We start from the raw sequence: 23288 nt of genomic DNA, 5'->3' as shown, positions 1-23288 counted from the left end.
ATCCTTCGATGATCGCCCAGCTGCCGCCCCGCGCGCCCGCCGCCCATTACCCTGAATTCCTCGAAGCCCTGAAGAACAGCGGCTTCCGTGGCCAGATCAGTGCCGACTACGGCACCCGTACCGTGCTGGCCACCGACAACTCCATCTACCAGCGGCTGCCCCAGGCGGCGGTGTTCCCGTTGGATGCCGACGATGTGGCGCGGGTTGCCACGCTCATGGCCGAGCCACGCTTTCGCGACATCAAGCTGACCCCGCGTGGTGGCGGCACCGGCACCAACGGCCAGTCGCTGACCGACGGCATCGTCGTCGACCTGTCGCGGCACATGAACAGCATTCTCGAGATCAACGTCGAGCAGCGCTGGGTGCGGGTCCAGGCGGGCGTGGTCAAGGACCAGCTCAACGCCGCGCTCAAGCCCCATGGGCTGTTCTTCGCGCCGGAGCTTTCGACCTCCAACCGCGCCACCGTCGGCGGCATGATCAACACCGACGCCAGCGGCCAGGGCAGTTGCACCTATGGCAAGACTCGCGACCACGTGCTCGAGCTGCACAGCGTGCTGCTTGGTGGCGAGCGCCTGCACAGCCTGCCGATCGACGACGCGGCCCTGGAGCAGGCCTGCGCCGCGCCCGGCCGGGTCGGCGAGGTGTACCGCATGGCCCGCGAGATCCAGCAAACCCAGGCCGGGCTGATCGAAAGCACCTTCCCCAAGCTCAACCGCTGCCTGACCGGCTACGACCTGGCGCACCTGCGCGACGAGCAGGGCCGCTTCAACCTCAACAGCGTGCTGTGCGGTGCCGAAGGCTCGCTGGGCTATGTGGTCGAGGCCAAGCTCAATGTGCTGCCGATCCCGAAGTACGCGGTGCTGGTCAACGTACGCTACACCAGCTTCATGGACGCCCTGCGCGACGCCAACGCGCTGATGGCGCACAAGCCGCTGTCGATCGAGACCGTTGACTCCAAGGTGCTGATGCTGGCGATGAAGGACATCGTCTGGCACAGCGTCGCCGAGTACTTCCCGGCCGATGCCGAGCGCCCGACGCTGGGCATCAACCTGGTGGAGTTCTGCGGCGACGAGCCGGCCGAGGTCAATGCCCGGGTCGAGGCGTTTGTCGCGCACCTGCAGCGCGACACCAGCGTCGAACGCCTGGGACATACCCTGGCGGAGGGCGCCGAGGCGGTCACCAGGGTCTACACCATGCGCAAGCGTTCGGTGGGGCTGCTGGGCAACGTCGAAGGCGAGGTGCGGCCACAGCCGTTCGTCGAGGACACCGCCGTGCCGCCGGAGCAACTGGCTGACTACATCGCCGACTTCCGCGCGCTGCTCGACGGTTACGGCCTGGCCTACGGCATGTTCGGCCATGTCGATGCCGGCGTGCTGCACGTGCGCCCAGCGCTGGACATGAAGGATCCGGCCCAGGCCGCGCTGGTCAAGCCGATCTCCGATGCCGTGGCGGCGCTGACCCAGCGCTATGGCGGCCTGCTCTGGGGCGAGCATGGCAAAGGCCTGCGCTCCGAGTACGTGCCGGAATACTTCGGCGCGTTGTACCCGGCACTGCAGCGCCTCAAGGGCGCCTTCGATCCGCACAACCAGCTCAACCCGGGCAAGATCTGCACCCCGCCGGACAGCGCCGAAGGCCTGACCCCGGTGGATGGCGTGACCCTGCGCGGTGACCTTGACCGCAGAATCGACGAACGCGTCTGGCAAAGCTTCGGCAGCGCCGTGCACTGCAACGGCAACGGCGCCTGCTACAACTACGATCCCAACGACGCCATGTGCCCGTCGTGGAAGGCCACCCGCGAACGCCAGCACTCACCCAAGGGGCGCGCTTCGCTGATCCGCGAATGGCTGCGCCTGCAGGGCGAAGCGAACATCGATGTGCTCGCCGCCGCCCAGCGCAAGGCGTCCTGGTTCAAGGGGCTGCCGGCGCGCTTGCGCAACAGCCGTGCGCGCCAGGAAGACTTCTCCCACGAGGTGTACGACGCCATGGCCGGCTGCCTGGCGTGCAAGTCCTGCGCGGGGCAGTGCCCGATCAAGGTCAATGTGCCGGACTTCCGCTCGCGCTTCCTCGAGCTGTACCACGGCCGCTACCAGCGTCCGCTGCGCGATTACCTGATCGGCTCGCTGGAATTCACCATCCCGTACCTGGCCCATGCACCGGGCCTGTACAACGCGGTGATGGGCTCGAAGTGGGTGAGCAGGTTGCTGGCGGACAAGATCGGCATGGTCGACAGCCCGCTGATCAGCCGCTTCAACTTCCAGGCCACCCTGACCCGTTGCCGCGTCCAGGTGGCGAGCGTTCCGGCCCTGCGCGAGCTGACCCCGGCCCAGCGCGAACGCAGCATCGTGCTGGTGCAGGACGCCTTCACCCGCTATTTCGAGACGCCACTGCTGGCCTCGTTCATCGAGCTGGCCCATCGCCTGGGGCACAAGGTATTCCTCGCGCCTTACAGCGCCAACGGCAAGCCGTTGCACGTGCAGGGTTTCCTCGGTGCCTTCGCCAAGGCGGCGATCCGCAACGCCACCCAGCTCAAGACCCTGGCCGACTGCGGCGTGCCGTTGGTGGGGCTGGACCCGGCGATGACCCTGGTCTATCGCCAGGAGTACCAGAAGGTCGATGGCGTGGAGTGCCCGTCGGTGCTGTTGCCCCAGGAATGGCTGATGAACGTGCTGCCCGAGCAGGCGCCGGTCAAGGCCGACAGCTTCCGCCTGATGGCCCACTGCACCGAGAAGACCAATGTGCCGGCCAGTACCCGGCAGTGGGAGCAGGTGTTCGCCCGCCTGGGGTTGAAGCTGGTCACCGAGGCCACCGGCTGCTGCGGCATGTCCGGTACCTATGGGCATGAAGCGCGGAACCAGGAAACCTCGAAGACCATCTTCGAGCAGTCCTGGGCGACCAAGCTGGACAAGCAGGGCGAGGCGTTGGCGACCGGTTATTCGTGCCGCAGCCAGGTCAAGCGCATGACCGAGAAGCAGTTGCGCCATCCGCTGGAGGTGGTGTTGCAGTACGCGCAGCGCTAGTCAATTGCTGGGGCCGCTTTGCGGCCCTTTCGCGGCACAAGGCCGCTCCTACAGGAGATCGCATTACCCTGTAGGAGCGGCCTTGTGCCGCGAAAGGGGCGCAAAGCGCCCCCCCCCGGCTTTTAGCGCTCACGTTGCAGTCGCGCTTGTCGGTACAGATAGCAGCTCAACACCAACCCACACCCCGCTGCCGCCGCCGCGAACAGGAACATCGAGGCAAATCCGAACCCCGCCGCCACCGCGCCCACCAGCGGCCCGGTGATCCCCAGCGACAGGTCGATGAACAGCGAATAGGCCCCCACTGCAGCGCCGCGGTTGGCTGCCGACACCTGGTTCACGGCTTCCACCCCGAGTGCCGGAAACACCAGCGAGAATCCAAACCCGCTCAACGCCGCGCCGGCCAGGGCCATCTCGGCGCTGGGCGCCAGCCACAGCATCAGCAACCCCAGGGTTTCCACCGACAGGCAGGCAATCGCCACGCGGAAACCGCCGATGCGGTTGATCAGGTTGCCGAACAGCAGGCGCGCGCAGATGAAGCTGGCGCCGAACAGGCTCAGGGTCAGCGCGGCGTTGGGCCAGTCGCGGCTGGCGTAGTACAGCGTGATGAAGGTGGCGATGGTGCCGAAGCCGATCGAGCCCAGGGCAAGCCCCGAGCCATGGGGAAAGACCTTGCCCAGCACCCGCAGGAACGGCAGGCGCACGCCGGCGACCACCGGCGCGGCGCGCTTGGGCCAGGCCAGCAGCAGGCCGATGACGCCCAGCAGGATGATGCTCGCGCCCATGCTCCACAGCCCGAGCTGCTTGACCATCAGTACGCCGAGTGGGGCGCCGACGGCCAATGCGCCATAGCTGGCGATGCCGTTCCAGGAGATGACCTTGGCGGTATTTTCCGAGCCGACCCGGCCGATGCCCCAGCCGATCGAGCCCGAGCCCACCAGGCTCTCGGCGCTGCCCAGCACCAGGCGGCCGATGAACAGGCAGGCCAGGCTCAGCCAGGGCAGGTGGGTAAGAAAGCTGCAGGCCAGCATGAACACGCCGCTCAGGCCGCAGCCGAACAGGCCGTACATGACCGCCTTCTTGCTGCCGAGGTTGTCGATGATGCGGCTGGCGGTAGGGCGGCTGAGCAGGGTGGCCAGGTACTGCACGCTGATCACCAGGCCTGCGACCACGGCGCTGAAACCCAGGTCGGAGTGCACGTAGCCGGGCAGCACGGCCAGGGGAATGCCGATGTTCAGGTAGCCGATGAAGGTAAACAGGACGATAGAAACGACTTGCAGGGTGACCGCAAGGGGGCGCGGTGAGTCGGGCATGAGGGTCTTCGGTAGAGGTTCTGGACGGTGTGAAAACGCGATGACGGGGATGTCCCGCAGGTCAGCCGTTTTCACACAGTCGGGTGGGGTGCGCGATTATTCCTGGTCGGCGCTGGATTGATCGTCACCGTCCTGGTCGACGGCGGGCGTCGGTTCGGCGTGGGCGGCAACGGATTGCTCTTCGGGGTTCAGGCTTGGGAAGGGAAGATTCGGGATTTCATGCATCTCGTCGTTCCTCGCAAGTGTGAGTGAAAAGGCGGCGCCAGGGCGCATGTGTGGCTTCGAAAAGCTCGGGCAGGATACAGCAGTCTGGATGACAGTTTGAGATTTTTGCCGGGCGCCGGTCGGTTTTAGCGGGCGATCAGCGCACCGCCGACTGTGTTCGGGCGCCGGAAACACTGTGGGAGCAACAGTCTTGTACTGCCTGCGTTCGATTCATCGCAGGCTGCGCTCCCCCACAGTTACAGCGCTTGATGTCGAAGCGGCGCGTATCCTGTGGGAGCGGGTTTACCCGCGAACACCGGCGAAGCCGGTGCCATCCACCGCGTCGCTTGCTTCGCGGCTAAAGCCGCTCCCACAGGTACTGCGATATCAGCGACAGACGTCGGCGATGGCCGCTGCCAGCTTCTCCAGGCGCTGCGCATCCGCCCCGGCGATGTTCGCCCGGCCGGTACCGACCATGTACACACTGTGCCGTTCACGCAGCAGGCGCACTTGCTCGGGGTTCAGCCCGGTGTAGGAGAACATCCCGCGTTGCGCGGCGATGTGCGCGAAGCGCTCGGCCAGGCCGTGTGGCGCCAGCGCCTGCACCAGGCCCTGGCGAAGCTCGGCAATGCGCTGACGCATGGCGTTCACTTCCTCGACCCACAGCGCCTTGAGCGCCGGATCACCGAGGATCTCGGCGACCACTGCGGCACCATGGTCCGGTGGCGTCGACCACAGGTTGCGCGCAATGAACGCCAATTGGCTGCGCACATCCAGCAGTTTCTCGGCATCGTGGCTGCACACCAGCAGGGCGCCGGTGCGATCGCGGTACAGGCCGAAGTTTTTCGAGCAGGAGCTGGTGACCAGCAGTTCCGGCAGTTCGGCGGCAAACAGGCGCACCGCCCAGGCGTCTTCCTCCAGGCCGTCACCGAAGCCCTGGTAGGCAAAATCGATCAGTGGCAGCAGGTTGCGGCGCTTGACGATGTCGAGTACCGCGCGCCAGTCGTCCTGGCCCAGGTCGAAGCCGGTCGGGTTGTGGCAGCAGGCGTGCAGCAGCACCACGTCGCCTTCCGGTGCCTGTTCCAGCGCGGCGAGCATGCCGTCGACGTTAAGGCGGTTGTCCTTGCCCACGTAGGGGTAGTGGGACACCTTGAGCCCGGCGCCGGCGAAGATCGTCTCGTGGATCGGCCAGGTCGGGTCGCTCAGCCAGATGCCACGCCCCGGCAGGCAATGGGCGATGAACTCCGCCGCCAGGCGCAGGGCGCCGGTGCCGCCCGGGGTCTGGGTGGCACCGGCGCGCTGGCTGGCCAGCAACGGCGATTCGCTGCCCAGCACCAGTTCGCTGATCAGGCGCCCGAACGCCGCGTCACCATGGCCACCGATGTAGCTTTTGGTGGCCTGGCGTTCGACCAGGCGCTGCTCGGCCTGCTTGACCGCTGCGGGAATCGGCGTCAGGCCCTGGGCGTCCTTGAACACGCCGACCCCCAGGTCGAACTTGGCCGGATTGTCGTCGCGGGCGTAGGCCTCCATCAGCCCCAGGATCGGGTCGCCAGGGACCCGTCCGATGGCCGCGAAGTGCATCACTTGCGCCCTTCGGCGGTTTTGGCGACCTCGTCGGTGCGCGCGCACATGATGAAGTCGTTGCGGTGCAGGCCCTTGATCGAGTGGCTCCACCAGGTCACGGTGACCTTGCCCCACTCGGTCAGCAGGCCCGGGTGATGGCCTTCGGCTTCGGCGATCTCGCCGACGGCGTTGGTGAAGGCCAGGGCGTGCTTGAAGTTCTTGAACAGGAACACGCGCTCGAGCTCCATGTGGCCGTCGCGGGTTTCGATGTTCCAGTCCGGGATCTGCCGGATCAATACCGGCAGTTCCTCGTCGCTGACTTTCGGCGCATCGGCGCGGCAGGCTTCGCAGTGGGCTTGGTTCAAGGCATTCATGGGTGTTTTCCGGTTTGAGTTGTTATCGACAGGGGCGCTCAGGCGGCGACCTTGGGTGGAAACTTCGGTGCGTGCAGGCCCAGCTGCATGGCCTGGTGGACCATGGCCATGATGTCTTCGTGGGCCAGGTCGAACAGGCGTTTCATGTTCGGCAGGACGAAGTACAGGGGCTGCAGGATATCGATGCGGTACGGCGTGCGCATGGCCTCGATCGGGTCGAAGGCCTGGTGCTCCGGCTCGCCGGACAGGCTGTAGACGGTCTCCTTCGGCGAGGAGAGGATGCCGCCGCCATAGATCTTGCGACCCTGCGCGGTCTCCATCAGGCCGAACTCGATGGTCATCCAGTACAGGCGCGCCAGGTACACACGCTGTTCCTTGGTCGCCGCCAGGCCCAGCTTGCCGTAGGTGTGGGTGAATTCGGCGAAGAAGGGGTTGGTCAGCAGCGGGCAGTGGCCGAAGATCTCGTGGAAGATGTCGGGCTCCTGCAGGTAGTCCAGTTCTTCCGGGGTGCGGATGAAGGTGGCGACCGGGAAGCGCTTGCTGGCCAGCAGCTCGAAGAAGGTCTGGAAGGGGATCAGCGCCGGCACGCGGGCGACCTGCCAGCCGGTGGTGGCGCCCAGCACCTTGTTGATTTCGCCGAGCTGGGGGATGCGGTCATGGGGCAGCTTGAGCTGCTCGATGCCGTCCAGGTATTCCTGGCAGGCCCGGCCTTCGATCACTTTCAGTTGGCGAGTGATCAGGGTGTTCCACACCGCATGCTCTTGCTGCGGGTAGTCGATAAAACCATGCGCATCGGGCTCGCGTGCCACGTATTGCGTCTGTTTCATGTGGCTCTCCTGGTGAGGGCGTTCTTGTTATGTACAGGACATACCTTAGGAATATCCCTACAAACGCTGCTTTGCACTGGGGTGAAGGGCAGTTAATCGTCGCCGCTCATCCTGAATTCGTAACGATAATTTTACAAAAATACCCTTATCCCGGAAAATCACGGGTGTCGAGCTGGGCAGAAGGTTGATTTTGTCAGCTTATCTTTACGACTTTTCCGCGCGCCCGGTAAAAACCTGGCCGCTTCGAGAGCCTTCATGCGTATCAAAGTGCACTGCCAGAACCGCATCGGCATCCTGCGGGACATCCTCAACCTGCTGGTGGAGTACGGCATCAACGTGCTGCGCGGCGAGGTGGGGGGGGATCACGGCAACGCCATCTATCTGCATTGCCCGAATCTGATCAACCTGCAGTTCCAGGCCCTGCGGCCGAAGTTCGAGTCGATCGCCGGGGTGTTCGGGGTCAAGCGCGTCGGCCTGATGCCCAGCGAGCGCCGGCACATGGAACTCAATGCGCTGCTGGGCGCGCTGGACTTCCCGGTGCTGTCGATCGACATGGGCGGCAGCATCGTTGCCGCCAATCGTGGCGCGGCGCAGTTGCTCGGGGTGCGGGTGGACGAGGTGCCGGGCATTCCGTTGTCGCGCTATGTCGAGGACTTCGACCTGCCGGAGCTGATCCGCGCCAACAAGTCGCGGATCAACGGCCTGCGCATCAAGGTCAAGGGCGATGTGTTCCTCGCCGATATCGCGCCGTTGCAATCTGAGCATGACGACAGCGAGGCGCTGGCGGGCGCGGTGATCACCTTGCATCGTGCCGATCGCATCGGCGAGCGCATCTACAACGTGCGCAAGCAGGAGCTGCGTGGCTTCGACAGCATTTTCCAGAGCTCGCGGGTGATGGCCGCAGTGGTGCGCGAGGCGCGGCGCATGGCGCCGCTGGATGCGCCGCTGCTGATCGAGGGCGAGACTGGCACCGGCAAGGAATTGCTGGCGCGCGCCTGCCACCTGGCCAGCCCTCGTGGCCAGGCGCCATTGATGGCGCTCAACTGCGCCGGCCTGCCGGAGTCGATGGCCGAGACCGAGCTGTTCGGCTATGGCCCGGGGGCGTTCGAAGGCGCGCGGGCCGAAGGCAAGCTGGGGCTGCTGGAGCTTACCGCCGGTGGCACGCTGTTCCTCGATGGCGTCGGGGAGATGAGCCCGCGCTTGCAGGTCAAGCTGCTGCGCTTCCTGCAGGATGGCTGTTTCCGCCGGGTTGGCAGTGACGAAGAGGTGTACCTGGATGTGCGGGTGATCTGCGCGACCCAGGTCGATCTGTCCGAGCTGTGCGCCCGGGGCGAGTTCCGCCAGGACCTCTACCATCGCCTCAACGTGCTGTCGCTGCACATTCCGCCGCTGCGCGAGTGCATGGATGGCCTGGAGGGGCTGGTGCAGCACTTCCTTGACCAGGCCAGCCGGCAGATCGGCTGCCCGATGCCGCGCCTGGCGCCGGCGGCGATGGACAAGCTTGCTCAATATCATTGGCCAGGCAACGTGCGCCAGCTGGAGAACGTGCTGTTCCAGGCGGTGTCGTTGTGCGAGGGCGGGGTGGTGAAGAGCGAACATATCCGTTTACCGGATTATGGCGCGCGCCAGCCATTGGGCGAGTTTTCCCTGGATGGCGATCTTTCGCAGATTGTCGGGCGGTTTGAAAAGGCGGTATTGGAAAGTTTGATGAGTGAATTTACAAGCAGCCGGGCGCTGGGGAAAAGATTGGGTGTTTCCCATACGACTATTGCCAACAAGTTGCGGGATTATTCGCTGAACAAGTCGGTGGAGTGAGGGTGGCTAACTACCTTGAAAGTTACACTTGTCCCTGTAGGAGCGGCCTTGTGCCGCGAAAGGGCCGCAAAGCGGCCCCGACGATCTTGGCATGCTGCTGAAAACCCGGGGCCGCTACGCAGCCCTTTCGCGGCACAAGGCCGCTCCTACAGGGATCGCGCAAGGCTTGAGGTTGGCGCGGTCGGAGTGGGAGCGGGCTTGCCCCGCGATATACCTATGGCCTCAGCCGTTGGAACAACCGTTCCCCATCACGCGGTATTCGAGAATGTGCTTCTGGCCCTGGGAGTCCTCGTAGGTCATGCGGGCCGGCACCACTTCACAGACGTTCGGCACTTCGCTCATGGAGATGACGCGGGCGATGTCCAGGTGCTGCGAATAACTGTACTGTTCAACCGGAATCTGCTCGACATCTTTTGCTTCACCGGCCAATGCCGCGCCGCAAAAACCGCCAAGTACCAATACCAGTAAAGCTTTCATTTTCAAGTTACCTGTCTAAGGTCGTGAGGGGGCACGCGGCGCTTGTGGCGCCGCGAGTACAGCAAGTTTCAACTATCGGGATGAGGTACGGATTAACGCTGCCTGCGTGGGGGCTGTTACCAAGTTAATCGCGTTGCCGTTGCTGGCGAGATGAATTTTAGGGAGGCGCCCACGGCTGAAACAGAGGGGGTTTTGATAAAGTCTTTTGACAGAATCTGTAACAATCCCCGTCGAAACCCTGTCTTTTCCTCTCGGAGATGGCTGCATGCCATGTACTAGAGCGGTCGCGCCTGATTGGTGAGTCGACGGCCCGTCGTGTTACTACCAACGTCGAATGGCCTTGGCCGCTCTGGTACAGTTACAAACGGTTCCATACAAAAACAACTATTACACCGAGGTAACACAGATGAGTGCGGCTCCACTGTATCCCGTTCGTCCCGAGGTTGCGGCCAGTACCCTGACCGACGAGGCCACCTACAAGGCCATGTACCAGCAATCGGTGATCAACCCGGACGGCTTCTGGCGCGAGCAGGCCCAGCGTCTGGACTGGATCAAGCCTTTCACCAAGGTCAAGCAGACCTCGTTCGACGACCACCATGTCGATATCAAGTGGTTCGCCGACGGCACTCTGAACGTTTCCTACAACTGCCTGGACCGCCACCTCGAAGAGCGCGGCGACCAGCTGGCGATCATCTGGGAGGGCGACGACCCTTCCGAACACCGCAACATCACCTACCGCGAGCTCCACGAGCAGGTCTGCAAGTTCGCCAACGCCCTGCGTGGCCAGGACGTGCACCGCGGCGACGTGGTCACCATCTATATGCCGATGATTCCCGAGGCAGTGGTCGCCATGCTGGCCTGCGCCCGCATCGGTGCGATCCACTCGGTGGTGTTCGGCGGCTTCTCGCCGGAGGCGCTGGCCGGTCGCATCATCGACTGCAAGTCGAAAGTGGTGATCACCGCCGACGAAGGCCTGCGCGGCGGCCGCCGTACCCCGCTCAAGGCCAACGTCGACCTGGCCCTGACCAACCCTGAAACCAGCAGTGTGCAGAAGATCATCGTGTGCAAGCGCACCGGTGGCGACATCGCCTGGCACCAGCATCGCGACATCTGGTACGAAGACCTGATGAAGGTTGCCTCCAGCCACTGCGCGCCGAAAGAGATGGGCGCCGAGGAGGCGCTGTTCATCCTCTATACCTCCGGCTCCACCGGCAAGCCCAAGGGCGTGCTGCACACCACTGGCGGTTACCTGGTGTATGCCGCGCTGACCCACGAGCGCGTGTTTGACTACCGTCCGGGCGAGGTCTACTGGTGCACCGCCGACGTGGGCTGGGTCACCGGTCACAGCTACATTGTCTACGGCCCGCTGGCCAACGGCGCCACCACGCTGCTGTTCGAAGGAGTGCCGAACTACCCGGACATCACCCGGGTGTCGAAGATCGTCGACAAGCACAAGGTCAATATCCTCTACACCGCGCCAACCGCCATTCGCGCCATGATGGCCGAAGGTGAAGCGGCGGTGGCCGGTGCCGATGGCTCCAGCCTGCGCCTGCTGGGCTCGGTGGGCGAGCCGATCAACCCCGAGGCCTGGAACTGGTACTACAAGACCGTCGGCAAGGAGCGTTGCCCGATCGTCGATACCTGGTGGCAGACCGAGACTGGCGGTGTGCTGATCAGCCCACTGCCAGGCGCCACCGCACTGAAGCCTGGCTCGGCGACCCGCCCGTTCTTCGGCGTGGTGCCGGCGCTGGTGGACAACCTGGGCAACCTGATCGAGGGCGCCGCCGAGGGCAACCTGGTGATCCTCGACTCCTGGCCGGGCCAGTCGCGCTCGCTGTACGGCGATCATGACCGTTTCGTCGACACCTACTTCAAGACCTTCCGTGGCATGTACTTCACCGGTGACGGTGCCCGTCGCGACGAAGACGGCTACTACTGGATCACCGGTCGCGTCGACGACGTGCTCAACGTCTCCGGACACCGCATGGGCACCGCCGAGATCGAGAGCGCGATGGTGGCGCATCCGAAGGTCGCCGAAGCGGCGGTGGTGGGCGTGCCGCACGATATCAAGGGGCAGGGCATCTATGTCTATGTCACCCTCAATGCCGGCGAGGAGTCGAGCGAGCAACTGCGCCTTGAGCTGAAGAACTGGGTGCGCAAGGAAATCGGCCCGATCGCCTCGCCGGATGTGATCCAGTGGGCGCCGGGGCTGCCGAAGACCCGTTCGGGCAAGATCATGCGCCGCATCCTGCGCAAGATCGCCACCGGCGAGTACGACGCGCTGGGTGATATCTCCACGCTGGCCGACCCAGGGGTGGTGCAGCACCTGATCGACACCCACAAGGCGATGAGCCTGGCCACCGCCTGAGTCGAAGCGTCGCGGCAAGTCGGCTCCTGAAGGTCGTGGGAGCGGGCTTGCCCCGCGATCAGACCATCAGTAAAAGCCCCGCCCACACCCGGCGGGGTTTTTGCTTTACTGATGCAGACTGTTACTCCGACATTCATCGGTAACCCTGGCTGTCACCGATTTCGCCCAAATGCGGGGCTTGTGGAAACATTCATGTGCCATTTGAGTGCATTCCTGCGAGCATTTTGTGCAGGGTCGCACGCTGCGCTTGCCGGAATACAAGGCTTTGCCAATAATGGGCCCGCTTATTGCTTTGGGTATAGGTTATTTCTCTTTTGCTCTTGCATATCTCGCAGGAGCTGTCAATATCGCCCGCCGCGGTTCCTGGCGCTTCTGTAATTAGTTGTCGCTTTGAAGAAATATCGACCATCGGGCTGTCGCTAGAATGCCACTCACTCGCTCGTGGTCTGCGACCTTGGTCGAAACCTGCGCGGCTCGCGCTGTACCCATTCGCATATCGGGCAGCCGTTACAACTGCCTTGTATTGCCCCGTACCGATGGAGTTACCTGATGAAGAAGCTCGCACTGCTTGGCGCCCTGGCGCTTTCCGTGTTTTCCCTGGTATCGCAGGCCGATGAAAAGCCGTTGAAGATCGGTATCGAGGCCGCCTACCCACCCTTCGCCTTCAAGCAGCCTGATGGCAGCCTCGCCGGCTTCGACTACGACATCGGCAACGCCCTGTGCGAAGAGATGAAAGCCAAGTGCACCTGGATCGAGCAGGAGTTCGACGGCCTGATCCCGGCGCTGAAAGTGCGCAAGATCGACGCCATCCTGTCGTCCATGTCGATCACCGACGATCGCAAGAAGTCGGTCGACTTCACCAAGCGCTACTACCTGACCCCGGCGCGCCTGGTCATGAAGGAAGGCACCACCGTCAGCGACAGCCTGGCTGAGCTCAAGGGCAAGAAGATCGGCGTGCAGCGCGGCTCGATCCATGATCGCTTCGCCAAGGAAGTCCTGGGCGCGCAAGGCGCCACCGTCGTGCCTTACGGCACCCAGAACGAAATCTACCTGGACGTCGCCGCCGGTCGTCTTGACGGTACCGTGGCCGACGCCACCCTGCTCGAAGACGGTTTCCTGAAAACCGACGCCGGCAAGGGCTTTGCCTTCGTAGGCCCGGCCTTCACCGATTCCAAGTACTTCGGTGACGGTATCGGCATCGCCCTGCGCAAGGGTGACAAGGCCAACGCCGACCGCATCAACGCCGCCATCGACGCGATCCGTGCCAACGGCAAATACAAAGAGATCGAGAAGAAGTACTTCAACTTCGACATCTACGGTCCAGACTCGAAGTAAGCCATCGAGTTTCACCTGTGCAATGGTGCAAACAGCAGAAGCTCTGAGGTTTGCACCATTTTTCATTCCCAAGCCCTGAGGAATTCGAATCATGTTGAAAGGCTATGGGGCAGTCATCCTCGACGGAGCGTGGCTGACGCTGCAGCTCGCCCTGTCGTCGATGGCCCTGGCCATCGTCCTCGGCCTGATCGGCGTGGCGCTGCGCTTGTCGCCGGTGCGCTGGCTGGCCTGGCTGGGGGATCTGTATTCCACGGTGATCCGTGGCATCCCTGACCTGGTCCTGATCCTGCTGATCTTCTACGGCGGCCAGGACATCATCAACCGGGTGGCGCCGCTGCTCGGCTATGACGACTACATCGACCTGAACCCCCTGGTCGCCGGCATCGGCACCCTGGGCTTCATCTTCGGTGCCTACCTCTCGGAAACCTTCCGCGGCGCCTTCCTGGGGATTCCCAAGGGGCAGGCCGAGGCGGGTGCGGCCTACGGCATGAGCGGTGTCCAGGTGTTCTTCCGGATCATGGTGCCGCAGATGATCCGCCTGGCGATCCCGGGCTTCACCAACAACTGGCTGGTGCTGACCAAGGCGACCGCGCTGATTTCGGTGGTCGGTCTGCAGGACATGATGTTCAAGGCCAAGCAGGCGGCGGACGCCACCCGCGAACCCTTCACCTTCTTCCTCGCGGTGGCGGCGTTGTACCTGGTGCTGACCAGTGTCTCGCTGCTGGCGCTGAAGTATCTCGAGAAGCGCTACTCGGTGGGCGTCAAGGCGGCTGAACTATGATCTTCGACTACAACGTCATCTGGGAGGCCCTGCCGCTGTACCTGGGCGGCCTGCTGACCACCCTCAAGCTGCTGGCGCTGTCGCTGCTGTTCGGCCTGCTGGCGGCAATTCCGCTGGGCCTGATGCGCGTCTCCAAGCAGCCGCTGGTGAACATGAGTGCCTGGCTGTACACCTACGTGATCCGCGGCACGCCGATGCTGGTGCAGTTGTTCCTGATCTACTACGGCCTGGCCCAGTTCGAGGCAGTGCGCGAGAGCTTCCTGTGGCCGTGGCTGTCCAGCGCGACCTTCTGCGCCTGCCTGGCCTTCGCCGTCAACACCAGTGCCTACACCGCCGAGATCATCGCTGGCAGCCTCAAGGCCACGCCCCATGGCGAGATCGAGGCGGCCAAGGCCATCGGCATGTCGCGCATGAAGATGTACCGCCGCATCCTCCTGCCTTCGGCGCTGCGCCGGGCGCTGCCGCAGTACAGCAACGAAGTGATCATGATGCTGCAGACCACCAGCCTGGCGTCGATCGTCACCCTGATCGACATCACCGGTGCCGCGCGCACGGTCAACGCCCAGTACTACCTGCCTTTCGAGGCCTACATCACGGCGGGCGTGTTCTACCTGTGCCTGACCTTCATCCTCGTGCGCCTGTTCAAGATGGCCGAACGCCGCTGGCTCGGCTACCTGGCGCCGCGCAAGCACTGACCGCTCTGTGAGATCCGACAGCATGTACAAACTTCAAATCCAAGACCTGCACAAGCGCTACGGCAGCCATGAGGTGCTCAAGGGCGTCTCCCTCGAAGCCAAGGCAGGCGACGTGATCAGCATTATCGGCTCCAGCGGCTCGGGCAAATCGACCTTCCTGCGCTGCATCAACCTGTTGGAGCAGCCGCACGCGGGCAAGATCCTGCTCAACAACGAAGAGCTCAAGCTGGTGGCCGGCAAGGACGGCGCGCTCAAGGCCGCCGATCCGAAACAGCTGCAGCGCATGCGCTCGCGCCTGTCGATGGTGTTCCAGCATTTCAACCTGTGGTCGCACATGACAGCGCTTGAGAACGTCATCGAAGCGCCGGTGCATGTGCTGGGCGTGAACAAGAAGGAAGCGCTGGAGAAGGCCGAGCACTACCTGGCCAAGGTCGGCGTGTCCCATCGCAAGGATGCCTTCCCCGGGCACATGTCCGGCGGCGAGCAGCAGCGCGTGGCCATTGCCCGCGCCCTGGCCATGGAGCCTGAGGTGATGCTGTTCGACGAGCCGACCTCGGCGCTCGACCCGGAGCTGGTGGGCGATGTGCTCAAGGTCATGCAGTCGCTGGCCCAGGAAGGCCGCACCATGGTGGTGGTCACCCACGAGATGGGCTTTGCCCGCGAGGTGTCCAACCAGCTGGTGTTCCTGCACAAGGGGCTGGTGGAGGAGCGCGGCTGCCCGCGCGAGGTGCTGGTCAATCCGCAGTCCGAGCGCCTCAAGCAGTTCCTTTCCGGCAGCCTGAAGTAATCGCTGCAAATTTGCACCATAATGGGGCATGCTGCGCCATCCGCGCGGCATGCCCTGGCGCCACAAGCGCGAACCCTTCCTTCCAGGTTTCGGACCACGCCCTATGACCACCCAGCGAATCGGATTTCTCATCTGGCCAAGCACCAAGCCGCTGACCCTGGCGTTGGCCGAAGAGGTGCTGCAGGTGGCCCAGCGGGTGCATCCGGACGTGGTCTACGAGCTGGCCTATCTGCAGGCCGAAGCCGTGCAGGAGGGTGCCTGGCGCCTGCCGGGCGAGGCCTGGAACGGTCGTCTGGAGGGTTGCCACAAGCTGTTCCTGCTGGCCGACGAGCCGCCGACGGCCATCGGCTCGTCGCTGTCCGCCGCGCTCAAGCAGCTGGCGCGCAGCGGTTGCATGATCGGCGGCCTGTCTGCTGGGGTGTACCCGCTGGCGGCGCTGGGCCTGCTTGATGGCTACCGCGCCGCGGTGCACTGGCGTTGGCAGGATGATTTCGCCGAGCGCTTCCCCAAGGTGATCGCCACCAGCCACCTGTTCGACTGGGACCGTGATCGCCTGACTGCCTGCGGCGGCATGGCGGTGACCGACCTGCTGCTGGCGGTGCTTGCGCGCGATCATGGCGCGGAGCTGGCGGGCGCGGTGTCGGAAGAGCTGGTGGTCGAGCGTATCCGTGAAGGGGGCGAGCGCCAGCGCATTCCGCTGCAGAATCGCCTGGGCTCCAGCCATCCCAAGCTCACCCAGGCGGTGCTGCTGATGGAGGCCAATATCGAGGAGCCGCTGACCACCGACGAGATCGCCCAGCATGTGTGCGTGTCCCGTCGCCAGCTGGAGCGGATCTTCAAGCAGTACCTCAATCGCGTGCCCAGTCAGTATTACCTGGAGCTGCGCCTGAACAAGGCACGGCAGATGCTGATGCAGACCAGCAAGTCGATCATCCAGATCGGATTGTCCTGCGGTTTCTCCTCGGGGCCGCATTTCTCCAGTGCGTACCGCAATTTCTTTGGCGCCACACCGCGTGAAGACCGTAACCAGCGGCGCAGCAGCAGCCCGTTCGAGCTGAGTTCGGCGCCGGTCGAGCGGGGCTGATTTCTCTAGTGCCTGTGCCGGCCTCTTCGCGGGTAAACCCGCTCCCACAGGTAATCTGCTGTTTTCAGGTACGGTGCCATCCTGTGGGAGCGGGTTTACCCGCGAAGAGGCCGGTGCAGGCAACCTCTTTTCATATGTGAACGGTCGTTCACCCGATTCCTATCTCCCGTTACACTGCGCGATTGCGACACTGTTTGTCGCATTGCCGAAAACCGCGTGAAAACACGGTTTGGCGCTGTAACAAGTTGTCGCCTGGCAGCAAGGACAGGCGCCGATCAGTCCTTACAATCCCTTCATCGCTCGCCACTTCCAGGCCAGCGTTCCTCTTCAGGAGACTCAGATGTCCGTTGAGCAAGCCCCGGTGCAACGTGCCGATTTCGACCAGGTCATGGTTCCCAACTACTCCCCGGCGGCGTTCATTCCTGTGCGAGGCGAGGGTTCCCGAGTCTGGGACCAGACCGGTCGCGAGCTGATCGACTTCGCCGGCGGCATCGCGGTTAATGCCCTGGGCCACTGCCATCCGGCGCTGGTCAAGGCGCTCACCGAGCAGGCCAACACCCTCTGGCACGTCTCCAACGTGTTCACCAACGAGCCGGCCCTGCGCCTGGCGCACAAGCTGGTGGACGCGACCTTCGCCGAGCGTGCGTTCTTCTGCAACTCTGGTGCCGAGTCCAACGAGGCCGCCTTCAAGCTGGCCCGTCGCGTCGCCCACGACCGCTTCGGCCCCGAGAAGCACGAAATCATCGCCACCGTGAACAGCTTCCACGGTCGCACCCTGTTCACCGTCAGCGTCGGTGGCCAGCCCAAATACTCCGACGGCTTCGGTCCGAAGATCACCGGCATCAGCCATGTGCCGTACAACGACCTGGAAGCGCTGAAAGCGCAGATTTCCGACAAGACCTGCGCCGTGGTCATTGAGCCGATCCAGGGCGAGAGCGGCGTGGTCCCGGCCGACCAGGCCTACCTGGAGGGCGCGCGCAAACTGTGCGACGAGCACAACGCCCTGCTGATCTTCGACGAAGTCCAGACCGGTGTCGGCCGTACCGGCTCGCTGTACGCCTACCAGCACTACGGCGTCACCCCGGACATCCTCACCAGCGCCAAGAGCCTGGGCGGCGGCTTCCCGATCGGCGCCATGCTGACCACCAGCGACCTGGCCAAGCACCTGGCCGTCGGCACCCACGGCACCACCTACGGTGGCAACCCGCTGGGCTGCGCCGTTGCCTGCGCGGTGCTGGATGTGATCAACACCCCGGAAACCCTGGCGGGCATCAAGGCCAAGCATGAGCGCTTCAAGACTCGTCTGGAGAACATCGGCCAGCAAACCGGCCTGTTCACCCAGGTGCGTGGCGTCGGCCTGCTGATCGGCTGCGTGCTGAGCGAGGCCTGGAAAGGCAAGGCCAAGGACATCCTCAACGCCGCCGAGAAAGAAGGCGTGATGGTCCTGCAGGCAGGTCCCGACGTGGTGCGCTTCGCCCCGAGCCTGGTGGTCGAGGATGCCGACATCGACGAAGGCCTGGATCGTTTCGAACGCGCCGTGGCAAAACTGATCAAGGGCTGATCGCCCTTCGCCGGCCCCGAGAAGGGGCTGGCGATACCCGAATTCCAGTGCGGGCACCTGCTTGCAGGTGGTGGCGCGTGCCCGCCGTTTTTCCGTGCCGATGTGATCGGCCCGCTTTCCCGAAAGGAGTGACACCATGCTGGTGATGCGCCCCGCGCAAATGGCTGATCTGAACGAAGTGCAGCGCATGGCTGCCGACAGCCCCATTGGTGTCACCTCGCTGCCGGATGACGCCGGCCGCCTGGGCGACAAGATCGCCGCCTCGGAAACCTCGTTCGCTGCCGAGGTCAGCTTCAATGGCGAAGAGAGCTACTTCTTCGTGCTTGAGGACAGCGCCACCGGCAAGCTGGTCGGCTGCTCGGCCATCGTCGCTTCGGCCGGCTACTCCGAGCCGTTCTACAGCTTTCGCAACGAGACCTTCGTGCACGCCTCCCGCGAGCTGAAGATCCACAACAAGATTCACGTCCTGTCGCTGTGCCACGACCTCACCGGCAACAGCCTGCTGACCAGTTTCTACGTGGTGCCGGAACTGGTGAGCAGCGCCTTCGCCGAGCTCAACTCACGGGGCCGCCTGCTGTTCATGGCCGCGCACCCCGAGCGCTTCGCCGAGTCGGTGGTGACCGAGATCGTCGGCTACAGCGACGAGCAGGGCGAGTCGCCGTTCTGGGACGCCATCGGCCGCAACTTCTTCGACCTCAACTACGCCGACGCCGAGCGCCTGTGCGGCCTGAAGAGCCGCACCTTCCTCGCTGAACTGATGCCGCACTACCCGATCTACGTGCCGCTGCTGGCCGACGAGGCGCAGGAGGCCATGGGCCAGGTGCACCCGCGGGCGCAGATTACCTTCGACATCCTCATGCGCGAAGGCTTCGAGACCGAGCATTACATCGACATCTTCGACGGCGGCCCGACCCTGCACGCCCGCGCCTCGGGCATCCGCTCCATCGCCCAGAGCCGGGTGGTGCCGGTCAAGCTCGACGAGACGCCAGTCAAGGGCGGCCGTCCGTACCTGGTGTGCAACGGCCAGTTGCAGGATTACCGCGCCGTGCTGCTGGAGCTGGACTGGGTGCCGGGCAAGCCGGTCAGCCTGAGCGGCGAAGCCGCCGAGGCCCTGGGTGTCGGCGAAGGCGCCAGCGTGCGCCTGGTCGCGGTCTGAACCGCCGGAACAGAGAGTTTCGCGGCAGGCACAGACCGCCGCACAAGGAGATAGCATGATCGTTCGTCCTGTACGCAGCAGCGATTTACCCGCGCTGATCGAATTGGCCCGCAGCACCGGCACCACCGGCCTGACCACGCTGCCGGCCAACGAGGAGCGCCTCGGCCAACGGGTCGGCTGGGCCGAGAAAAGCTTTCGCGGCGAAGCCGAGCGCGGCGACACCGACTACCTGTTCGTGCTGGAGAACGACGAAGGCATGGTGGTCGGCATCAGTGCCATCGCCGGTGCCGTCGGCCTGCGCGAGCCCTGGTACAACTACCGGGTCGGCCTGACCGTCAGCGCCTCGCAGGAGCTGAACATCTACCGCGAGATCCCCACGCTGTTCCTGGCCAACGACCTGACCGGCAACTCCGAGCTGTGCTCGCTGTTCCTGCGCAGCGACTACCGCAGTGGCCTCAATGGCCGTCTGCTGTCCAAGGCGCGGATGCTGTTCATCGCCGAGTTCCCGCAGCTGTTCGGCAACAAGATCATCGCCGAGATGCGCGGCATGTCCGACGAGGCAGGCCGTTCGCCCTTCTGGGAGAGCCTGGGCCGGCACTTCTTCAAGATGGAGTTCAGCCAGGCCGACTACCTCACCGGCGTGGGCAACAAGTCGTTCATCGCCGAACTGATGCCCAAGTTCCCGCTGTACACCTGCTTCCTCTCGGAAGCGGCGCGCAACGTCATCGGCCGCGTGCACACCGACACGGAGCCTGCGCTGGCCATGCTCAAGCGCGAAGGCTTCAACTACCAGGGGTATGTCGACATCTTCGATGCCGGCCCGGCCATCGAGTGCGAGACCTCGAAGATCCGCGCCGTGCGTGACAGCGAGACCCTGGTACTGGCCGTCGGCACCCCGGGTGACGACGCCACCCCTTACATCATTCACAACCGCAAGCGCGAAGACTGCCGCATCACCGCCGCACCGGCGCGCCTGGCGGCAGGCACCCTGGTGGTCGATCCGCAGACCGCCAAGCGCCTGCGCCTGGGCGCCGGCGACAATGTCCGCGCCGTGCCGCTGTCCGCCGGTCGGGAGGCCCAGTAAATGAACACGCATTACATCGCAGGCCACTGGCTGGCCGGCCAGGGTGAAACCCTGCAGTCGCTCAACCCCGTCACCCAGGCGCTGATCTGGCAAGGGCAGGGCGCCGACGCCGCCCAGGTCAAAACCGCCGTGCAGGCCGCCCGCCAGGCGTTCCCGGCCTGGGCATCGCTGAGCCTGGAGGCGCGCATCAGCGTGCTGGAGGCCTTCGCCGAGAAGCTCAAGGCCAATGCCGAGGCGCTGTCGCGCTGCATCGGCGAAGAAACCGGCAAGCCCCTGTGGGAGTCGGCCACCGAAGTGACCAGCATGGTCAACAAGGTCGCCATCTCGGTGCAGAGCTACCGCGAGCGCACCGGTGAGAAGAGCGGCCCGCTGGCCGATGCCACCGCCGTGTTGCGGCACAAGCCCCATGGCGTGGTGGCGGTGTTCGGCCCGTACAACTTCCCCGGCCACCTGCCCAACGGCCATATCGTTCCGGCGCTGCTGGCCGGCAACTGCGTGGTGTTCAAGCCCAGCGAGCTGACCCCCAAGGTCGCCGAGCTGACGGTGCAGTGCTGGATCGAGGCCGGCGTGCCGGCCGGCGTGCTCAACCTGGTCCAGGGCGCCCGCGAAACCGGCGTGGCGCTGGCTGGCAACCCGGGTATCGATGGCTTGTTCTTCACTGGTTCCAGCCGCACCGGCAACCTGCTGCATCAGCAGTTCGCCGGCCGCCCGGACAAGATCCTCGCCCTGGAAATGGGCGGTAACAACCCGCTGGTGGTCGACGAGGTCAAGGATCTGGACGCGGCGGTGTACACCATCATCCAGTCGGCTTTCATCTCCGCCGGTCAGCGTTGCACCTGCGCCCGCCGTCTGCTGGTGCCGCAGGGCGACTGGGGTGACGCGCTGATCCAGCGCCTGGTCGAGGTGAGCCGCAGCATCAGTGTCGGTGCCTTCGATCAGCAGCCCGCGCCCTTCATGGGTTCGGTGATTTCGCTGCAGGCCGCTCGCGCACTGCTGGCGGCCCAGGCCGAGATGCTCGACAAGGGCGCCGTGGCATTGCTGGAGATGACCCAGCCGCAGACCGGCGCTGCCTTGCTCACGCCGGGCATCATCGATGTCAGCGCCGTGGCCGAGCGCCCGGACGAAGAGTTCTTCGGCCCGCTGCTGCAGGTGATCCGCTACGCCGACTTCGACGCGGCGATCGAGGAGGCCAACAACACCCAGTACGGCCTGGCTGCTGGGCTGCTGTCGGACTCCAACGCCCGCTACCAGCACTTCTGGCTGCGCAGCCGCGCCGGCATCGTCAACTGGAACAAGCAGCTGACCGGCGCCGCCAGCAGCGCGCCGTTCGGTGGCGTCGGCGCCAGCGGCAACCACCGCGCCAGCGCCTACTACGCGGCGGACTACTGCGCCTACCCCGTGGCTTCGCTGGAGACCGCGAGCCTTGCACTGCCGGCGACCCTGACGCCGGGCGTCACCCTATAACAACAGGTCTCGGAGCCTTGCCGATGAAATCCTTTGAAGTGAATTTTGATGGCCTGGTGGGGCCGACCCACAACTACGGCGGCTTGTCGTACGGCAACGTGGCCTCGCAGAGCAACAGCCAGCAGGGTTCCAACCCGCGCGAGGCGGCGCGCCAGGGCCTGGCGAAGATGAAGGCGCTGATGGAAATGGGCTTCCAGCAGGGCGTGCTGGCCCCGCAGGAGCGTCCGGACGTGGCCGCGCTGCGTCGCCTGGGCTTCACCGGCAGCGATGCCGAAGTGATCCAGCGTGCGGCCAAAGACGCAATGCCGCTGCTGGTCGCCAGTTGCTCGGCCTCGAGCATGTGGGTGGCCAACGCCGCCACCGTCAGCCCCAGCGCCGATACCTCCGATGGCCGCGTGCATTTCACCGCCGCCAACCTCAACTGCAAGTACCACCGCAGCATCGAGCACCCGACCACCAGCCGCGTGCTGGGCGCCATGTTCAGCGATGACAAGGTCTTCGCCCACCATGAGGCGCTGCCGGCGGTTGCCCAGTTCGGCGACGAAGGCGCGGCCAACCACACCCGCTTCTGCCGCGCCTATGGCGAGGCCGGCGTCGAGTTCTTCGTCTATGGCCGCAGCGCCTTCGACAGCCGCTATCCCGCGCCGCAGAAGTATCCGGCGCGACAGACCCTGGAAGCCTCCCAGGCCGTCGCTCGCCTGCACGGGCTGAGCGATGAAGGCGTGGTCTACGCTCAACAGAATCCGGCGGTGATCGATCAGGGCGTGTTCCACAACGACGTGATTTCGGTGGGCAACGGCGAGGTGCTGTTCTACCACGAGGACGCGTTCCTCGAGACCGACGCCGTGCTCGGCCAGCTGCAGGCTAAACTGGCCAGCAAGGGCGGCAACTTCCAGGGTATCTGCGTGCCGCGCGCGGCGGTGACGGTGGAGGACGCGGTGCGTTCCTACCTGTTCAACAGCCAGCTGCTCAGCCGCGAAGACGGTTCGATGCTGCTGGTGGTGCCGGAGGAGTGCCGCAACAACGAGCGCGTCTGGGCTTATCTGAGCCAGCTGACCAGCCAGGGCGGCCCGGTGAAGGAGGTCAAGGTGTTCGACCTCAAGCAGAGCATGCAGAACGGTGGCGGCCCGGCTTGCCTGCGTCTGCGCGTGGCATTGAAGGAAAACGAACTGGCGGCGGTCAATCCAGGCGTTATCATGACCGCCTCGCTGTACGACACCCTGGTGCAGTGGGTCGACAAGCACTACCGCGATCGCCTCGGCGAAGCGGACCTGGCCGACCCGCAGCTGCTGGTGGAATGCCGCACGGCCCTGGATGACCTGACCCAGATCCTCAAGTTGGGCTCGGTGTATCCGTTCCAACGCCAACTTTGATAGAGAGAAATTG

Annotated in this window: 19 protein-coding genes; 13 read left to right on the top strand and 6 right to left on the bottom strand. The window is 64.6% G+C overall.

The window, feature by feature from the left end:
- The first annotated feature begins 8 nt into the window (after positions 1-8).
- The gene (locus PRtIB026_RS22195; RefSeq protein WP_203651517.1) at positions 9-3017 is read left to right on the top strand and encodes an FAD-binding and (Fe-S)-binding domain-containing protein; all 3009 of its coding nucleotides are present in this window, start codon (positions 9-11) and stop codon (positions 3015-3017) included.
- A gap of 122 nt (positions 3018-3139) precedes the next feature.
- Here PRtIB026_RS22195 and PRtIB026_RS22190 read toward each other — a convergent pair whose 3' ends face one another.
- The 5 genes from PRtIB026_RS22190 to phhA all read right to left on the bottom strand — a co-directional run bounded on the left by PRtIB026_RS22190 (position 3140) and on the right by phhA (position 7295).
- Entirely contained in the window at positions 3140-4327 is a 1188-nt protein-coding gene (locus tag PRtIB026_RS22190) for an MFS transporter (RefSeq protein ID WP_203651519.1), read from the bottom strand.
- A gap of 96 nt (positions 4328-4423) precedes the next feature.
- Positions 4424-4552, bottom strand: a complete 129-nt coding sequence (locus PRtIB026_RS22185) for a hypothetical protein (protein WP_256582346.1) — start codon at positions 4550-4552, stop codon at positions 4424-4426.
- Positions 4553-4918: 366 nt separating this feature from the next.
- A complete protein-coding gene (locus PRtIB026_RS22180; RefSeq protein WP_203651522.1) occupies positions 4919-6115 on the bottom strand; it encodes an amino acid aminotransferase in 1197 nt (398 codons plus the stop codon).
- Complete coding sequence (locus PRtIB026_RS22175) at positions 6112-6468, bottom strand: 4a-hydroxytetrahydrobiopterin dehydratase (protein WP_203651524.1); 357 nt, start codon at positions 6466-6468, stop codon at positions 6112-6114. Before PRtIB026_RS22175 ends, PRtIB026_RS22180 begins: the two co-directional genes overlap by 4 nt.
- 38 nt (positions 6469-6506) lie before the next feature.
- The gene (gene phhA / locus PRtIB026_RS22170) at positions 6507-7295 is read right to left on the bottom strand and encodes a phenylalanine 4-monooxygenase (RefSeq protein ID WP_062360651.1); all 789 of its coding nucleotides are present in this window, start codon (positions 7293-7295) and stop codon (positions 6507-6509) included.
- Between the two features lie 255 nt (positions 7296-7550).
- On the opposite strand from phhA, the gene PRtIB026_RS22165 reads away from it, so the two are divergent.
- Positions 7551-9110: a sigma-54-dependent transcriptional regulator gene (locus PRtIB026_RS22165; protein ID WP_203651526.1), complete on the top strand. Its 1560-nt coding sequence runs from the start codon at positions 7551-7553 to the stop codon at positions 9108-9110.
- A 222-nt stretch (positions 9111-9332) separates the two neighbouring features.
- Here the strand turns inward: PRtIB026_RS22165 and PRtIB026_RS22160 are convergent, their stop codons facing one another.
- Positions 9333-9587, bottom strand: a complete 255-nt coding sequence (locus PRtIB026_RS22160) for a DUF2790 domain-containing protein (protein WP_023630669.1) — start codon at positions 9585-9587, stop codon at positions 9333-9335.
- Between the two features lie 406 nt (positions 9588-9993).
- Here PRtIB026_RS22160 and acs point away from each other — a divergent pair, with 406 nt between their 5' ends.
- The 11 genes from acs (at position 9994) to astB (ending at position 23275) form a co-directional block, all read left to right on the top strand.
- Complete coding sequence (gene acs, locus PRtIB026_RS22155; RefSeq protein ID WP_203651528.1) at positions 9994-11955, top strand: acetate--CoA ligase; 1962 nt, start codon at positions 9994-9996, stop codon at positions 11953-11955.
- Between the two features lie 549 nt (positions 11956-12504).
- Positions 12505-13290 (top strand): ABC transporter substrate-binding protein, encoded by a 786-nt coding sequence (locus PRtIB026_RS22150; RefSeq protein ID WP_203651530.1) that lies wholly within the window; start codon positions 12505-12507, stop codon positions 13288-13290.
- Positions 13291-13381: 91 nt separating this feature from the next.
- On the top strand, positions 13382-14071 hold the full coding sequence (locus PRtIB026_RS22145) for an ABC transporter permease (protein ID WP_028691070.1): 690 nt from the start codon (positions 13382-13384) through the stop codon (positions 14069-14071).
- Complete coding sequence (locus tag PRtIB026_RS22140; RefSeq protein WP_203651534.1) at positions 14068-14766, top strand: ABC transporter permease; 699 nt, start codon at positions 14068-14070, stop codon at positions 14764-14766. Before PRtIB026_RS22145 ends, PRtIB026_RS22140 begins: the two co-directional genes overlap by 4 nt.
- Before the next feature lie 22 nt (positions 14767-14788).
- Positions 14789-15553 carry an ABC transporter ATP-binding protein gene (locus PRtIB026_RS22135; protein WP_023630946.1) on the top strand — a complete coding sequence of 255 codons (765 nt, stop codon included), beginning with the start codon at positions 14789-14791 and terminating at the stop codon, positions 15551-15553.
- Between the two features lie 103 nt (positions 15554-15656).
- Positions 15657-16637 (top strand): GlxA family transcriptional regulator, encoded by a 981-nt coding sequence (gene argR, locus PRtIB026_RS22130; protein ID WP_203651537.1) that lies wholly within the window; start codon positions 15657-15659, stop codon positions 16635-16637.
- Between the two features lie 340 nt (positions 16638-16977).
- Entirely contained in the window at positions 16978-18198 is a 1221-nt protein-coding gene (locus PRtIB026_RS22125; protein WP_203651539.1) for an aspartate aminotransferase family protein, read from the top strand.
- A gap of 136 nt (positions 18199-18334) precedes the next feature.
- Positions 18335-19354, top strand: a complete 1020-nt coding sequence (gene aruF, locus PRtIB026_RS22120) for an arginine/ornithine succinyltransferase subunit alpha (protein WP_203651541.1) — start codon at positions 18335-18337, stop codon at positions 19352-19354.
- A 55-nt stretch (positions 19355-19409) separates the two neighbouring features.
- Positions 19410-20438 carry an arginine N-succinyltransferase gene (astA, locus tag PRtIB026_RS22115; protein ID WP_203651543.1) on the top strand — a complete coding sequence of 343 codons (1029 nt, stop codon included), beginning with the start codon at positions 19410-19412 and terminating at the stop codon, positions 20436-20438.
- Positions 20439-21902: a succinylglutamate-semialdehyde dehydrogenase gene (gene astD, locus PRtIB026_RS22110; protein ID WP_203651545.1), complete on the top strand. Its 1464-nt coding sequence runs from the start codon at positions 20439-20441 to the stop codon at positions 21900-21902.
- Positions 21903-21925: 23 nt separating this feature from the next.
- Positions 21926-23275, top strand: coding sequence for an N-succinylarginine dihydrolase (gene astB / locus PRtIB026_RS22105; protein ID WP_203651547.1), 1350 nt, complete (start codon positions 21926-21928; stop codon positions 23273-23275).
- The last annotated feature ends 13 nt before the right edge of the window (positions 23276-23288 follow it).

The sequence above is a fragment of the Pseudomonas sp. RtIB026 genome, from assembly GCF_016861355.2.
In the GTDB taxonomy this organism is placed as follows: domain Bacteria; phylum Pseudomonadota; class Gammaproteobacteria; order Pseudomonadales; family Pseudomonadaceae; genus Aquipseudomonas; species Aquipseudomonas peradeniyensis.
Note: the sequence above shows the minus strand (reverse complement) of the source record. Positions and strands in the feature narration are given on the sequence as shown.

What these genes read in the sequence shown, in the direction of transcription:
- PRtIB026_RS22140 (WP_203651534.1), top strand. Translation starts at nt 14,068, where the DNA reads ATGATCTTCGACTACAACGTCATCTGGGAGGCCCTGCCGCTGTACCTG.
- PRtIB026_RS22190 (WP_203651519.1), bottom strand. Translation starts at nt 4,327, where the DNA reads ATGCCCGACTCACCGCGCCCCCTTGCGGTCACCCTGCAAGTCGTTTCT.
- aruF (WP_203651541.1), top strand. Translation starts at nt 18,335, where the DNA reads ATGCTGGTGATGCGCCCCGCGCAAATGGCTGATCTGAACGAAGTGCAG.
- PRtIB026_RS22175 (WP_203651524.1), bottom strand. Translation starts at nt 6,468, where the DNA reads ATGAATGCCTTGAACCAAGCCCACTGCGAAGCCTGCCGCGCCGATGCG.
- PRtIB026_RS22165 (WP_203651526.1), top strand. Translation starts at nt 7,551, where the DNA reads ATGCGTATCAAAGTGCACTGCCAGAACCGCATCGGCATCCTGCGGGAC.
- astB (WP_203651547.1), top strand. Translation starts at nt 21,926, where the DNA reads ATGAAATCCTTTGAAGTGAATTTTGATGGCCTGGTGGGGCCGACCCAC.
- astA (WP_203651543.1), top strand. Translation starts at nt 19,410, where the DNA reads ATGATCGTTCGTCCTGTACGCAGCAGCGATTTACCCGCGCTGATCGAA.
- PRtIB026_RS22195 (WP_203651517.1), top strand. Translation starts at nt 9, where the DNA reads ATGATCGCCCAGCTGCCGCCCCGCGCGCCCGCCGCCCATTACCCTGAA.
- argR (WP_203651537.1), top strand. Translation starts at nt 15,657, where the DNA reads ATGACCACCCAGCGAATCGGATTTCTCATCTGGCCAAGCACCAAGCCG.
- PRtIB026_RS22135 (WP_023630946.1), top strand. Translation starts at nt 14,789, where the DNA reads ATGTACAAACTTCAAATCCAAGACCTGCACAAGCGCTACGGCAGCCAT.
- phhA (WP_062360651.1), bottom strand. Translation starts at nt 7,295, where the DNA reads ATGAAACAGACGCAATACGTGGCACGCGAGCCCGATGCGCATGGTTTT.
- PRtIB026_RS22185 (WP_256582346.1), bottom strand. Translation starts at nt 4,552, where the DNA reads ATGCATGAAATCCCGAATCTTCCCTTCCCAAGCCTGAACCCCGAAGAG.
- PRtIB026_RS22125 (WP_203651539.1), top strand. Translation starts at nt 16,978, where the DNA reads ATGTCCGTTGAGCAAGCCCCGGTGCAACGTGCCGATTTCGACCAGGTC.
- PRtIB026_RS22160 (WP_023630669.1), bottom strand. Translation starts at nt 9,587, where the DNA reads ATGAAAGCTTTACTGGTATTGGTACTTGGCGGTTTTTGCGGCGCGGCA.
- PRtIB026_RS22150 (WP_203651530.1), top strand. Translation starts at nt 12,505, where the DNA reads ATGAAGAAGCTCGCACTGCTTGGCGCCCTGGCGCTTTCCGTGTTTTCC.
- acs (WP_203651528.1), top strand. Translation starts at nt 9,994, where the DNA reads ATGAGTGCGGCTCCACTGTATCCCGTTCGTCCCGAGGTTGCGGCCAGT.
- astD (WP_203651545.1), top strand. Translation starts at nt 20,439, where the DNA reads ATGAACACGCATTACATCGCAGGCCACTGGCTGGCCGGCCAGGGTGAA.
- PRtIB026_RS22145 (WP_028691070.1), top strand. Translation starts at nt 13,382, where the DNA reads ATGTTGAAAGGCTATGGGGCAGTCATCCTCGACGGAGCGTGGCTGACG.